12 protein-coding genes are annotated in these 14,044 nt (G+C 71.0%); 6 read left to right on the forward strand and 6 right to left on the reverse strand.

Features of this window, described 5'->3' with window-relative positions:
* Positions 1-96: 96 nt before the first annotated feature.
* The 4 genes from ASF35_RS02895 to ASF35_RS02910 all read right to left on the reverse strand — a co-directional run bounded on the left by ASF35_RS02895 (position 97) and on the right by ASF35_RS02910 (position 6,662).
* The gene (locus ASF35_RS02895) at positions 97-963 is read right to left on the reverse strand and encodes an oxygenase MpaB family protein (RefSeq protein ID WP_055962519.1); all 867 of its coding nucleotides are present in this window, start codon (positions 961-963) and stop codon (positions 97-99) included.
* A 192-nt stretch (positions 964-1,155) separates the two neighbouring features.
* A complete protein-coding gene (locus tag ASF35_RS18595; protein ID WP_082495338.1) occupies positions 1,156-3,840 on the reverse strand; it encodes a dipeptide ABC transporter ATP-binding protein in 2,685 nt (894 codons plus the stop codon).
* Positions 3,840-4,937, reverse strand: coding sequence for an ABC transporter permease (locus tag ASF35_RS02905; RefSeq protein WP_082482068.1), 1,098 nt, complete (start codon positions 4,935-4,937; stop codon positions 3,840-3,842). The genes ASF35_RS18595 and ASF35_RS02905 overlap by 1 nt, the downstream gene beginning before the upstream one ends.
* 141 nt (positions 4,938-5,078) lie before the next feature.
* Complete coding sequence (locus ASF35_RS02910; RefSeq protein WP_055962521.1) at positions 5,079-6,662, reverse strand: ABC transporter substrate-binding protein; 1,584 nt, start codon at positions 6,660-6,662, stop codon at positions 5,079-5,081.
* Positions 6,663-6,915: 253 nt separating this feature from the next.
* Between ASF35_RS02910 and ASF35_RS17925 the strand changes: the two genes are divergently transcribed.
* From ASF35_RS17925 to ASF35_RS02935, 5 genes are all read left to right on the forward strand, one after another.
* Positions 6,916-8,538 carry a GAF domain-containing protein gene (locus tag ASF35_RS17925; protein ID WP_056556812.1) on the forward strand — a complete coding sequence of 541 codons (1,623 nt, stop codon included), beginning with the start codon at positions 6,916-6,918 and terminating at the stop codon, positions 8,536-8,538.
* 25 nt (positions 8,539-8,563) lie between these two features.
* Positions 8,564-9,211, forward strand: coding sequence for a response regulator transcription factor (locus tag ASF35_RS02920; protein ID WP_055962527.1), 648 nt, complete (start codon positions 8,564-8,566; stop codon positions 9,209-9,211).
* Between the two features lie 830 nt (positions 9,212-10,041).
* Positions 10,042-11,316 (forward strand): serine hydroxymethyltransferase, encoded by a 1,275-nt coding sequence (glyA, locus tag ASF35_RS02925; protein WP_055962529.1) that lies wholly within the window; start codon positions 10,042-10,044, stop codon positions 11,314-11,316.
* 2 nt (positions 11,317-11,318) lie between these two features.
* Positions 11,319-12,143, forward strand: a complete 825-nt coding sequence (locus ASF35_RS02930) for an SURF1 family protein (RefSeq protein ID WP_055962532.1) — start codon at positions 11,319-11,321, stop codon at positions 12,141-12,143.
* Positions 12,140-12,475: a DUF3817 domain-containing protein gene (locus ASF35_RS02935; protein ID WP_055962534.1), complete on the forward strand. Its 336-nt coding sequence runs from the start codon at positions 12,140-12,142 to the stop codon at positions 12,473-12,475. The genes ASF35_RS02930 and ASF35_RS02935 overlap by 4 nt, the downstream gene beginning before the upstream one ends.
* A gap of 9 nt (positions 12,476-12,484) precedes the next feature.
* On the opposite strand, the gene ASF35_RS02940 is transcribed toward ASF35_RS02935, so the two are convergent.
* The gene (locus ASF35_RS02940) at positions 12,485-13,282 is read right to left on the reverse strand and encodes an enoyl-CoA hydratase/isomerase family protein (RefSeq protein WP_055962537.1); all 798 of its coding nucleotides are present in this window, start codon (positions 13,280-13,282) and stop codon (positions 12,485-12,487) included.
* Positions 13,279-13,401 (reverse strand): hypothetical protein, encoded by a 123-nt coding sequence (locus ASF35_RS18505; RefSeq protein WP_255353803.1) that lies wholly within the window; start codon positions 13,399-13,401, stop codon positions 13,279-13,281. The genes ASF35_RS02940 and ASF35_RS18505 overlap by 4 nt, the downstream gene beginning before the upstream one ends.
* A gap of 116 nt (positions 13,402-13,517) precedes the next feature.
* Between ASF35_RS18505 and ASF35_RS02945 the strand changes: the two genes are divergently transcribed.
* The gene (locus tag ASF35_RS02945) at positions 13,518-14,042 is read left to right on the forward strand and encodes a peptidylprolyl isomerase (protein ID WP_055966091.1); all 525 of its coding nucleotides are present in this window, start codon (positions 13,518-13,520) and stop codon (positions 14,040-14,042) included.
* The last annotated feature ends 2 nt before the right edge of the window (positions 14,043-14,044 follow it).

The following is a 14,044-nucleotide window of genomic DNA, read 5'->3' on the forward strand; positions in this document are numbered from 1 at the left end:
AGGTCGACCTGGGAATCTCCTGGTCCGCACGGGTTCCCCACGTCTGCACGGGTTGCTTTCCGTGCCGACGTGGGAAAGCCGTGCAGCAGGCTTGGGTCAGGCCTCGACCGGGTGCTCGGGCGGCGTCATGGCCCAGCGGATGGACCGCGTGACGACCTCGCCGCCCAGCCGGACGGCGCTCGCCTCGGCCACCGGGAGCCAGGGCAGGCGAAGCGGCCAGCGCGACCAGCGCGGCATGAGTCCGACCCCGGCCGCCGCGAGCACGCCGTACGGGACGCGGATGGCGAGGGGCACGGGTGGGTGGACGAGCAGGTACCGCACGGTTCGTCGGGCCGCCTCGGTGCTCTCGAGCTCCGGCCGGAACGCCTCGAGGGCCGCCTCCAGCTCGGCGACCGACTCCGGGACGTCGCTCGCCCCGAGCTCGCGTGCCACCACGGCGGCCTCGCGGACGTAGGCGTCGCGCCCCTCGGCGTCCAGCGGCTGGTGGCCGTACCGGTCGTGGGCGCGCAGGAAGCTGTCGACCTCGGCCACGTGCACCCAGCGCAGCAGGTGCGGGTCCGAGGCCCGGTACGGCCGGCCGTCGGGTGCGACGCCCTCGATCGTGTCGTGCACGGCGCGCACCGCGCGAATGGCCCGCGCTGCGTCGGCGTCGGTGCCGAAGGTCGTGACCGCGAGGAAGCCGCTCGTGCGCTGGAGCCGGCCCCAAGGGTCGCCGCGGAAGCCGGAGTGCTGGTCGACCGCTGCCATCGCGAGCGGGTGCAGCGACTGCAGCAGCAGCGCACGGATGCCACCCACGAACATCGACGCGTCGCCGTGGACCGTCGCGATCGCGGAGTCGGGAGCGAATCGGCGCGGTCCGGGCGCGAACATGATCCGCTCGCGTCGGGCCGGCCCCTCGTCGCCCGCGACTCGCGCGAAGATCGTCGCTCCGAGGGTCGATCGTGCGGAGGTCAACGGCTTCATCGCTCCAGTGTCACCCGGGGTGCGGCGTTCCACCCGCCGACCGGGACGCAGCCACCCGGCCACTCACCTCGGGAATCCCCGACTCACCCTGGCGAGCACGCCAGGGTGAGTGAGGGATTCCCAAGGTGAGCTCGTGATTCCCATCACCTGATGGGAATCGCGGGCACGCGGCGGGCGGGGGTGGCCACCCGGTCAGGGGGTGGGGGTCGCGCGGCGAGCCCGCTGCTCGACGGGGTCGGGGACGGGGACGGCCGCGATGAGGCGGCGGGTGTAGTCCTGCTGCGGACGTCGCAGCACGTCCTCGCGCGGGCCGACCTCGACGAGACGGCCGTGCTGGAGCACTGCCACGCGGTTCGCGAGCGAGTCGACCACGGCCAGGTCGTGGCTGATGAACAGGCACGCGAAGCCCACCCGCTGCTGCAGCTCGGCGAACAGCTCGAGCACCCGCGCCTGCACCGACACGTCCAGCGCCGACGTCGGCTCGTCCGCGATCAGCAGGTCGGGATCCAGCGCGATGGCGCGGGCCAGGCTGATGCGCTGGCGCTGGCCACCGGACAGCTCGTGGCCGAACCGCGTCGCGTACGACGCGGGCAGCTCGACCGACTCCAGCAGCGACGCGACCTTCGCATCCACGTCGGCGGAGGACAGGTCGGTCTGCACCCGCAGCGGCTCGGCGATGCAGTCGCCGATGCTCATCCGGGGGTTGAGCGAGGCCGCCGGGTCCTGGAACACGAAGCCGAAGCGCGACCGCAGGGGCCGCAGCCGCGCGTCGGACAGTCCCGACACCGTGGTGCCCGACACCGAGATCGTCCCGCTCGTGGGCTGCTGCAGCCCGACCGCGGTGCGTCCGATCGTCGACTTCCCGGAACCCGACTCGCCCACCAGCCCGAGCACCTCGCCCCGACGCACCTGCAGCGACACGTGGTCGACCGCGGTGAACGCCGGTTGCCCGAGACGCCCTGGGAACTCGACGACCAGGTCGTCGACGTCGAGCACGACGTCGGCCTCCTCGGACACGAGCGACGGACCGTCCTCGCGGCCGAGGTGCGGCACCGCGTCGAGCAGGGCCCGGGTGTAGGGGTGCCGCGGGGCCGCGAACAGCCGGTCGACAGGTGCGGTCTCGACCAGCCGACCGCGGTACATGACCACCACGCGGTCGGCCACGTCGGCGACGACTCCCATGTTGTGGGTGATGAGCACGATCGCGGTGCCCAGCCGGTCGCGCAGGCTGAGCAGCAGGTCGAGGATCTGCGCCTGCACGGTCACGTCGAGCGCGGTCGTGGGCTCGTCGGCCACGATCACGTCGGGGTCGCACGAGATGGCCATCGCGATGACGACGCGCTGCTTCTGCCCGCCCGACAGCTGGTGCGGGTAGTAGTCGACACGCTGCTCGGGGTCGGGCAGGCCCACCATCTCGAGCAGCTCGACGGCCCGCGCGCGGGCGGCCTTGGCGCTGACGTCGCGGTGGGCGCGGATGCCCTGGACGATCTGCCAGCCGACGGTGCGCACGGGGTCGAGGGCGGTGGACGGCTCCTGGAACACCATGGACACCTCGTCACCGCGGATGGGCCGCAGCTCCTTGGCGCTGCGCCCGACCAGCTCCCGCTCCGTGCCCACAGGGGCCGTCCCGCCCCTCGACGGGTCCTGCCCCGACCGCAGGATCGCCGATCCCGAGACCGTCGCCGTCGACGGCAGCAGGCCCAGCACCGCACGCGCGGTGACGGACTTGCCCGACCCGGACTCGCCGACCACGGCCAGCACCTCGCCGGGGGCGACGTCGAACGACAGGCCGCGCACGGCACGCACGGCTCCACCGTCGGTCGCGAACGAGACGGTGAGGTCCCCCAGCGAGAGGACCGCGGCCCTCCGGACGTCGTCCGGCACCTCCTCGACGCCGCCGCTCGCGTCGAGCTCGGCCAAGGCCTGCTCGTCCAGCTCGATCTCGGACTCGGTGGTGCCGGATCCGCCGTCGCCGCCGCGCGTGCGCAGCAGCGGGTTGAGCACGTCGTTAAGGCTCTCGCCCACGAGCGTCACGCCCAGCACGACCAGCACGATCGCCAGGCCGGGGAACACGCCCGTCCACCAGATGCCGTTCGTGGCGTCGGGCAGTGCCTTGTTGAGGTCGTAGCCCCACTCCGCGGCGGCCGACGGCTCGATGCCGAAGCCCAGGAATCCCAGGCCGGCGAGGGTGAGGATCGCCTCGGAGGCGTTGAGGGTGCCGATGATGGGCAGGTTCTGCGCGACGTTGCTGAACACGTGCTTGAACATGATGCGCGGCGTCCGCACGCCCACCACGCGAGCGGCGTCGACGTACGGCTCGGTCTTCACCGACAGCGTGGCGTTGCGGATCACCCGGAAGTACTGGGGCACGAAGATCACGGTGATCGAGATGGCGGCCGACATGATGCCGCCGAACGCCCCGCTCGACCCGCCCGACAGCACGATCGAGACGACGATCGCGAGCAGCAGCGACGGGAAGGCGTAGAGCGCGTCCATCACGAGCACGAGCACGCGGTCGAGCCAGCCACCGAGGTAGCCCGAGACCAGACCGAGCGGCACGCCGACGAGGCTCGACAGCACCACGGCCAGCGCGATGACGATGACCGCGGTGCGGGTGCCGTAGACGACGCGCGAGAACACGTCGGTGCCGCCGACGTTGGTGCCGAACCAGTGCGCGGCCGACGGTGCCTGCTGCGTGCCGAACACGACGCCGTCGGCACCGCGGTCGTCGTTGAAGCCGTACGGCGCGATCCACGGCGCGAGCACGGCGACGACGACGAACGCGATCACGATCGCGAAGCCGAGGAGCAGCATGAAGCGCTGCAGGCCGTGGCTCTGCCGCACCACACCGGGCACGAGGTTCCTCGCCCGCGCCATCAGAACCGCACCCTCGGGTCGACGAGCGCCACGATGACGTCGATGAGGAAGCTGGCCAGGCAGACCACGAGCGCGATGAGCGTGACGATGCCCTGCACGGCCAGGAAGTCGCGGGCCTTCAGGTACTCGGCGAGCATGTAGCCGATGCCCTTCCACTCGAAGGTGGTCTCGGTGAGCACCGCGCCGGCCAGCAGCATGGCGATCTGCATGCCCATGACGGTGACGACGGGCACGAGGGCGTTGCGGAACGCGACCTTGCGCACCACACGACCCTCGGAGATCCCTCGGGCGCGAGCCGCGGTCACGTACTCGGCGCGCAGCGTCTGCAGCAGGTTGATGCGCACGAGACGCAGGAACACGCCTCCGGTCAGCAGACCCAGGGCCAGCGCCGGCAGCAGCGCGTACTGGAGGACCTCGAGCACGTAGCCCGGGTCACCCCACAAGATGGCGTCGACGAGCAGGATGTTCGTCCGGGGCCTCACGTCCTGCAGGGTGAGCAGCGTGGTCGTGGAGGCCCGACCGGACGACGGCCAGCCGAACGGCGTGAACGCCAGCTTGAGCAGCAGGCCGACGAAGAACACCGGCGCCGCGTAGGCGACGATCGCGAACAGCCGCAGGGTCACGTCGGGCAGGCGGTCGCGGTACCGGGCGGCGAGCCGGCCGAGCGGGATGCCGATCGCGAAGGCCACCACCAGGGCGTAGAGGGTGAGCTCGAGGGTCGCCGCGCCGTTGACCTTGAGGATCTGCGAGATCGGCTGGTTGTCGGTGAGCGTGGTGCCGAAGTCGCCGCGCACCAGACCCGACACGTACTCCCAGTACTGCACGAGCATGGGTCGGTCGAGGCCGGCGTCGGCCTTGCGCTGGGCGATCTGGTCGGGGGTCAGGCGTCCGCCCTGGGCTGCGGTGATCGGGTCGCCGATCACCCGCAGCAGCACGAACACGAGGGTGACGAGCACCCAGATCATCGGCACCACGAGGGCCAGACGCACCAGCAGGTAGCGCGCCAGGGGCGGCAGCCCCCGACGTCGAGCGGGCGCGGGCCCCGATGACGGGGTGGCGGGCGGCTCGCCTGCGGCGAGCACCTCGGCGGAAGACATGGGACTCCTCGGGGAGTGGGGTCGTGCAGGGACGTGCGGTGTCACAGGGTCGGCGTCACGGTGCTCGTGTCACCGGGGAGGGGCACGCGGAAGGGGGTGGGCCCGACCGAGTTCACGGTCCGGCCCACCCCTCCGTCTGCGTCAGCCCTTCGAGAGCGACGAGAACCGGAACTTGAACGCCGCGTCGAGCGTGTCGTCCACGCCCTCGACGTCGTCGCCGGCCACGGCCACCTGGGCACCCGTCAGCAGCGGCAGGATCGGCACCTGCTGGGCGACCCGCTCCTGGACCTGCGCGAGCGTCTTCTCACGCTCGGCCTCGTCGGCCTGGGTCCGCTCGGTGTCGAGCAGCTTGGTCGTCGTGTCGTCCTCGTAGTGGGACTGCAGGAAGTTGTTCGGCGCGAAGAACGGCGTCAGGTAGTTGTCCGGGTCCGGGAAGTCCGGGAACCAGCCCAGCTGGTACATCGGGTAGGCGTCCTTCACCCGCTCCTCGGAGTAGGTGTTCCACTCGGTGGACTGCAGGTCCACCGTGAAGAGCTTCGTGGCCTCCAGCTGCCGCTTGACCATGGCGTACTCCTGGTCGGAGTTGGAGCCGTAGTGGTCCGGGTTGTACTGCAGCTTGAGGTCGACGGGCGTGTCCACGCCGGCGTCGTCGAGGAACTTCTTGGCCTTGGCCGTGTCGGGCTTCTCGCCGTAGAGCTCCTTGAACGGCTCCGTGGCGCCGGGCTGACCGTCGGGGACGGCCGAGTAGGCGGGCGTGAACGTGCCCTTGTAGACCTGCTCCGACAGCTCGGCGCGGTCGATCGAGCTGGCCATGGCCTGGCGGATCGCCGTCTTCTGCTCGTCGTCCTCGCCGGGCATCGTCTTGAGGTTGAACACGATGTAGCGGAGCTCGCCGCCGTCGCCCTGGTGCACCTCCACGCCGTCGGCCTTCTCCAGGCTGGCGATGTCGGTGGGGGTGAGCGAGCGCCACGCCACGTCGATCTTGCCGTTCTGGACGTCGAGCTTGAGGTTGTTGGAGTCCGAGTAGTAGGTCAGGGTGACCGCGTCGTTCTCGGGCTCGCCGTAGGCGCCGTCGTACTTCTCGTTCTTGGTGAACTCGGCGAGCTCGTTCTTCGTGTACGACCCGATCGTGTACGGACCGGAGAAGCCCTGGGCCTTCACGGCGGCGTCGTCGTCGAGCACCTTGTCGGCGGGGTAGGTCTCCTCGTCGACGATCGGTCCGGCCGAGGTCACGAGCACCTGCGGGAACGTCACGTCGTTGGGGGCCGCGAGGGTGAACACGACGGTCTTGTCGTCGCGCGCCTCCACGCTCTTCATGGCCCCGAGGAGCGACGCCGGGCCGTTCGGGTCGTTGATGTCGACGATGCGCTTGAACGAGAACGCCACGTCGGAGGCGGTCAGCTCGTTGCCGTTGGCGAACGTCAGCCCGTCCTTCATGGTGCAGACGTACTCGGTCGGCGTCTCGAAGTCGCAGTTCTCGGCGGCGTCGGGCGTGAGCTCGGTGCTGCCCGCGGGGAAGTTCAGCAGGTACTGGTAGGCCTGGGTCTGGATCTGCGTCGAGCCGTTGTCGTAGGCACCGGCCGGGTCGATCGAGACGACCTTGTCGGTGGTGCCGACGAGGATGCCGGCCTTCGTGTCGCCTGAGTTGCCTGCGCCGCAGGCGGCCAGGGTGACCCCGGCCAGTGTCGTCGCAGCGAGGACCGCTGCCCCCCGATGGATGTGCATGCGCTGCCTTCCTGAGCAGGTGTGCCACGCGCGATGGTTGCGCGGATCATGGACTTCTCGGCACGCTAGTGGTGGCTCGCGCCCGCTGGAAGGGCGCGCAGGTTGCGTTTCGATGACGACGCGGTCGGTGCGCGCGGCCTCGCGTCATGACCGGGCGGCTGGGGACTCTCGCAGACATGTGTCCATCAGGTTCGGCTCAACCCCCTCCGTGGGGGCAGCCACAGCACTATCCTCCCTCGGGAGGGAGTCGTCGATGAAGAAGAGCGGAGTGGGGTCGGAGCGTCAGAGCAGTCTGCTCGACGCTGTCGTCGCGCTGTCCCAGGACCTCTCCCTCGACAACGTCCTCCAGCGCATCGTCGACTCCGCCAGCGAGCTCGTCGGAGCCACCTACGGCTTCCTCGGCGTGCTCGACGGTCGCTCCTCGCACCGCCTCGGCACGTTCGCCGTGCACGGGCTCGACGCCGAGCACCAGGACATGATCGGCCGCCTCCCGCAGGGCCAGGGCCTGCTCGGGCTGGTGATCGACCGGCCCGAGCCGCTGCGGGTCAACGACCTCAAGAACCATCCCGAGAGCGCGGGGTTCCCGCGACTCCACCCCGACATGACGTCGTTCCTCGGCGTGCCGATCCGCGTCCACGACCAGGTGTTCGGCAACCTCTACCTCACCGACAAGCAGGGTGACGGCGGGTTCACGCCGGAGGACGAGGAGGTCGCGGTCGCGATCGCGTCGGCCGCGGGCGTCGTCATCGAGAACGCCCGGCTGTTCGAGCAGAGCGAGCAGCAGCGTCGGTGGCTGCGCGCCACCTCCGAGGTCGCCACGGCGTTGCTGCGCCCCATCTCCCGCCAGGCCGCCAGCCAGCTCATCGTCGAGCGGGTCCGCGACGTCGCCGGCGCCGGGGCTGCTGCCCTCGTCGTGCCCGACGACGACGGGCCGTTCGTAGTCACGGCCGCGGTGGGCATCGAGCCCGACCCGGTGGGAATCCGTCCCGACATCCCGTTCCTGCGCGAGGTCGTCCGGTCGGGGCAGGCGGTGGTCATCACCGACGCCCTCCACGACGAGCGCATCGACGACGACACGCTGGCCGCGCTCCCGGGGCTGCAGACGGTGCAGGCGCACCCGTTGCACTTCGAGGAGGGCACGGCGGTCCTCGTCATCGGGTGGTTCTCCGAGCAGATGTCGTCCACGTGGGCCCTCGACCCCGAGCTGCCGAACGGCTTCACCCAGCAGGCGGCCCTGGTCATGCAGGTGGTGCGGGCCCGCGAGACCCAGGCCAAGCTGGCGATCTTCGAGGACCGCGACCGCATCGGCCGCGACCTGCACGACCTGGTGATCCAGCGCCTGTTCGCCATCGGCCTCTCGCTCGACAGCGCCTCGGCCTCGGTCCCGCCGGCGGTCGGGGCTCGACTGTCCGACGCCGTCGACGGGCTCGACCAGACCATCAAGGAGATCCGTCGCACGATCTTCGACCTCAGCTCTCCCACGGTGCCGGCCAACCTGCGGCTCGAGATCGACGCCATCGTCGGCGAGGCCGAGCGGATGCTCGGCTACCGCCCGACGGTGGAGACCATCGGACCGGTCGAGAGCGTGGTGCCCGACATGGCGGCCGAGCAGCTGGCGGCCGTGCTCAAGGAGATCCTGTCGAACGTCGTGCGGCACTCCCACGCCGGTGAGGTCGCCATCGAGCTCGACGTCACCGACGACATCGTGCTCACCGTGACCGATGATGGACTCGGGCTCGATCCCGACCAGCCGTTCGGCAACGGACTGCGCAACATGAGGCACCGCGCCCAGAACCTGGGCGGCAGCTGCGAGTTCCTGGAGCCGTCGCACGGCGGCCTCCAGGTCCGCTGGAGCGTCCCGAAGTCGATGCCGTGATCCCCGCCAACGAAGGAACCCCCACATGAGCGAGTCCGTACGGATCTTCCTGCTCGACGACCACGAGATCGTCCGACGCGGCATCCGCGACCTCCTGGAGGCGCAGGAGGGCCTGTCGGTCGTCGGCGAGGCCGGCACCGCCGGCGAGGCGCTCGAGCTCATCCCGACGCTGCTGCCCGACGTGGCGGTGCTCGACGCGCGCCTTCCCGACGGGTCGGGCATCGAGGTGTGCCGCGACGTCCGGGCCGCGCACCCGGAGGTCAACGTCATCATCCTGACGTCGTTCGACGACGACGAGGCGCTGTTCTCCGCCATCATGGCCGGCGCCGCCGGCTACGCGCTCAAGCAGATCCGCGGCAACGACCTCGTCGACGCCGTCCGCCGGGTGGCCGACGGCCAGTCGCTGCTCGACCCCGCGGTCACCGCCCAGGTCCTCGACCGGATCCGCAACGCTCCCGCGCCGAAGGACCCGCTCGCCGAGCTGACGGCACAGGAGCGCCGTATCCTCAGCCTCATCGGCCAGGGCATGACCAACCGCCAGATCGCCACCGAGATGTACCTCGCCGAGAAGACGGTCAAGAACTACGTCTCCCAGCTGCTCTCCAAGCTGGGCCTGCAGCGCCGCACCCAGGCCGCGGTGCTCGCCGAGAAGCACCGCCTCTCCGGGGACTGACCCCTCCCTTCGGCCGGCTGGGCTGCCTCCTGTCCTGCGGCTGCGGTCGCTGGGTGGGTCTCGTCCTGCGGCTGCGTCTCTTGGCGGGGCCTCGTCCTGCGGCTGCGCTGCTCCGGGTGGGCTCGTCCTGCGGCGGCGTCTCCTGGCGGGGCTTCGGCTCGGTGCTGCGCTGCTCCGGCCGGGTCTCGGCTCGGTCTGCGAAAGGGCCTCGACCGGCGGATGGGCTCCCGCCCGGCCGAGCCCCGGTGCCGCGGGCCGGTCCTGGGGCGTCGAAGGTAGGTAGCGCACCGAACCAGGCCGTCAGAGGTAGGTGACGCACCGAACCAGGCCGTCAGAGGTAGGTGACGCACCCCAAACGACTCGGATGCGGTGCGTCACCTACCTCCCACTGCCCAAGACGGGTGAGAGGTAGGTAGCGCGCGGAATCGGAGCGTCAGAGGTAGGTGGCCCGCGGAATCGGAGCGTCAAAGGCAGGTGGCCCGCGGTATGGAGGTCTGCATCCGCGTGCCACCTACCTTCGCCCGGCGAATAACGCGCGCCACCTACCTCCCACTGCCTCAACCGACGCACGACGAGGCAACGAGACGGTGAGCGCGCCCCGAAAGCATCATCGGCGTCCCCGCGCCCCGAGAACCCCGACCGAGCACCCACCCCACCGCCGGTCGAGGCCCTTTCTGAGCGCAGGTCGACGAGGAGCCGCGGCGCCGCAGCCGCAGGACACCACCCAGCCGAGCAGTCGCAGCCGCAGGACAAGACGAACGCCACCCACCCCCCGCCCACGTCACACCCGGACTCCCCCGCCCTTCGAGGACGCCCACTACCCTGGGGGCATGGACCTGAACCAGTCGCTCGCCGCGTTCGACCCCGACGTCGCGCGTCTCCTCGACGCCGAGCTGGAGCGCCAGCAGACGACGCTCGAGATGATCGCCTCGGAGAACTTCGCCCCCGTTGCCGCCCTGCAGGCGCAGGGCAGCGTGCTCACCAACAAGTACGCCGAGGGCTACCCGGGCAAGCGGTACTACGGCGGCTGCGAGGTCGTTGACGAGGTCGAGCAGATCGCGATCGACCGGCTGAAGCAGCTGTTCGACGCGGACTACGCGAACGTCCAGCCGCACTCGGGCGCCAGCGCCAACGCCGCCGTGCTGCACGCGATCGCCCGCGCGGGCGACACGATCATGGGTCTGGACCTCGCCAACGGCGGCCACCTGACGCACGGCATGAAGATCAACTTCTCCGGGCGGCTGTACGAGGTCGTCCCGTACCACGTGGACGACGCCGGTCTGGTCGACATGGACGAGGTCCGCAGCCTCGCCCGCGAGCACTCGCCCAAGGTCATCATCGCCGGCTGGTCGGCCTACCCCCGTCAGCTCGACTTCGCCGCGTTCCGCGAGATCGCCGACGAGGTGGGTGCCTACCTGTGGGTCGACATGGCGCACTTCGCGGGCCTGGTCGCGGCCGGCCTGCACCCGTCGCCGCTGCCGCACGCGCACGTCGTCTCGAGCACCACGCACAAGACGCTCGGTGGTCCCCGCGGCGGCGTGATCCTGTCCAACGACCCCGAGCTGGTCAAGAAGCTCCAGTCCGCGGTGTTCCCCGGCCAGCAGGGCGGCCCGCTCGAGCACGTCATCGCCGCCAAGGCCGTCGCCTTCAAGATGGCGCTCGAGCCCGACTTCAAGGACCGCCAGCAGCGCACCATCGAGGGCGCGCAGATCCTGGCCGAGCGGCTGCTCGCCGACGACGCCCGTGAGGCCGGCGTGCAGGTGCTGTCCGGCGGCACCGACGTCCACCTCGTTCTGGTGGACCTGCGCGACAGCGAGCTCGACGGCCAGCAGGCCGAGGACCGCCTCCACGAGGTCGGCATCACGGTCAACCGCAACGCGGTCCCGAACGACCCGCGTCCGCCGATGATCACGTCGGGACTGCGCATCGGCACGCCCGCACTCGCCACCCGCGGGTTCGGTGCCGAGGAGTTCCGTGAGGTCGCCGACGTCATCGCCGAGGCGCTCAAGCCGGGCGACATCGACGTCGAGGGCCTGCGCAAGCGGGTCACGACGCTCGCGGAGCGGTTCCCGCTCTACCCGCACCTCACGCCCTTCACCTCCTGATCGTGACGTCCGCGGCCAGGCCGTCCACCGCGCGGCTGTGGCTGCGGCTCACGCCGTTGCACCTGTTCGCGCTGGTGGCGCTGGCGGCGTGCGTGGCCGGCGGGTTCTGGCAGCTCGGCGCGTACGAGTCGCGCCAGGGTGAGGCGGCGCGCGAGTCCGCCGCTGCGGCGCCGGCTCCCATCGTCGACGTGTGGGGGCTGGGCCAGCCGTTCCGGACCGATCTGCAGGACCGGCGCGTGACCGTCGAAGGACGGTTCGGGCCGGTGGACGAGCAGTTCTGGGTGCGGGGCGAGATGACGCGAGGCGACGTGTGGCTCGTCGCTCCCTTCGTCGTCGACGGCTCCGACGGCGCGCTCCTGGTGGTGCGCGGACGCGCCGATCCGTCGGCCGAGCGGGACGCCGCCATCCCGGCGGTCCCTGAGGGTCGCCAGCAGCTGTCGGTGGTGCTGCAGCCCAGCCAGGGCGGCGGGTCGCCCCTCGGTCGCGAACGCACGACGACGGCGATCACCACGCCCTCGTTGCTGAACGAGCTGCCCTACCGGCTCTGGTCCGGCTACGGGCTCCTGGACACGCCCGCGCCCGACGGTGCGCTGGCGCAGGGTTGGACCCCCGTGGAACCGCCCGACCCCGACGTCTCCTGGACGGTGGGCCTGAAGAACCTCGCCTACGCCCTCCAGTGGTGGGTGTTCGGCCTGTTCGCCGTGGTCATGTGGTGGCGGATGTGTCGCGACCAGGTCGACGAGGCACGCGCCCGCCACGGCGCCGCACCACCGGAGCGACCCGCCGACCGACCCTACGACCAGCCCGCCGATAACCTGTCCCCGTGAGTCGCATCGCTGTCGCCTACCGCATCCTCGCCTGGGTCGTGGGCGTGAACCTGCTGGTCGTGTTCGCCGGATTCTTCGGCAAGATCCTCACCGAGCCCGGCTCGTGGTGGCGCCGCAACCAGGACGTCTTCCTGGTCATCGACCAGGTCCACGGGTTCCTCTTCATGGTGCTTCTCGTGCTCATCGCCCTGCTGTCGAGCCGTCACCGCTGGAAGCCGGCGTTCACCGTAACGACGATGCTCCTGGCCACGGTGCCCTTCGTGAGCTTCTGGGCCGAGCGTCGCACCACGCGGGTGCTGCGCGCGGAGGCCGACGCCCCCGGCGCCGCCTGACGCGACGGCTCAGCGACCGGAGAAGGTCGCCTTGCCGGGCCCGTTCTCCAGGAACGAGGCCATCCCGTGCTGCAGGTCCTCGGTCTCGAACAGCTCCGACGCGATGCGCGTGGTGGCCGCGACGGCACCGGGCACGCCCGACGACTCGTGCACCCGCAGGATCCGCTTGGCGGCGCCGAAGGCCCGCGTGGGGCCGACGGCCACCTGCCGCACGACGTCGAGGACCGCGTCGTCGAAGCCCTCGACGGGCAGCACCCGGTTGACCACGTTCCAGCGCTCGAAGGTGGCGGCGTCGAAGAGCTCGCCCGTGAAGACGACCTCCTTCGCCCGGGCCACGCCGGCCCGCTGGGCCAGGCGCTGCGTGCCGCCCATCGTGGGGGTCAGGCCGATCACGCGCTCGACGAGCCCGAACTTCGCCTTCTCGCTCGCGAGGACGATGTCGCAGGCCAGCGCCACCTCGAGGGCCCACGTGAGGGTGAGGGCGTGCGCCGCGAAGAAGGTGGGCACGTCGAGGGCGGCGATCCGCTCGGGCAGCTCGAGCATCCGGTCGTAGAGCGCCTTGGTGTCGGCCTGCGAGGTGCGGGCGTGGAACTGGGCCACGTCGACGCCGCCGGAGACGAGCTTGCCCTCGGCGCGCACCAGCAGCGCGCGCGGCGGGTCCGCCACGACCTCGTCGAGCGCGACGTCGAACGCGTCGTGCAGCTCCAGGGAGTACAGGTTGACCGGCGGCGCGCTGAAGGTCAGGACGGCGATCCCGTCGACCCGGGTCACCTCGACCCGCAGGTCGGAGCCCGCGGCGGCGCTCATCGGGCGTCGCCGGCCGGGTCGTAGACCCCACCCCGGTCGGCCGTCAGGTTGCGGGCGACCACGACGCCCGCCGCCAGGGCGAGCAGGGCCAGGACCAGGCGCAGGGGGTGCTCTCGCATGGGCTCACCGTAGCGGGCGTACCGACGGCATGCGGTGCGGAGCGTCGCCGCGCCTCTCTTGAGGCCGCGTGGAAGGATGGAAGGGTCCCGCCCCGCACGACCAGAAGAGGAACGACGTGTCTTCCCCCCTGAGCGCCACCTTCAAGACCAACCACGGCGACGTGGTCATCCGTCTGTTCCCCGACCACGCCCCCAAGACGGTGGAGAACTTCGTCGGTCTGGCCGAGGGCACCAAGGAGTGGCTCGACCCGGCCACCGGCCAGGTCGCCACCCGCCCGTTCTTCGACGGCCTCACCTTCCACCGCATCATCAGCAACTTCATGATCCAGGGCGGCGACCCGCTCGGCACCGGAACGGGCGGCCCCGGCTACACGTTCGAGGACGAGTTCCACCCGGACCTGCGCTTCGACAAGCCCTACCTGCTGGCCATGGCCAACGCCGGGCCCGGCACCAACGGCTCGCAGTTCTTCATCACCGTGGTGCCCACCGACTGGCTCAACCGCAAGCACACGATCTTCGGCGAGGTCGACGGCGAGGCGAGCCAGAAGGTCATCGACGCCATCGTGGCCGTGCCGACCGACGGCTTCGACCGTCCGGTCGACCCCGTGGTCATCGAGAAGGTCACGATCGACCGCGGCTGACC

Origin of the sequence: Aeromicrobium sp. Leaf291 (assembly GCF_001423365.1) — a bacterium.
GTDB lineage: Bacteria > Actinomycetota > Actinomycetes > Propionibacteriales > Nocardioidaceae > Aeromicrobium.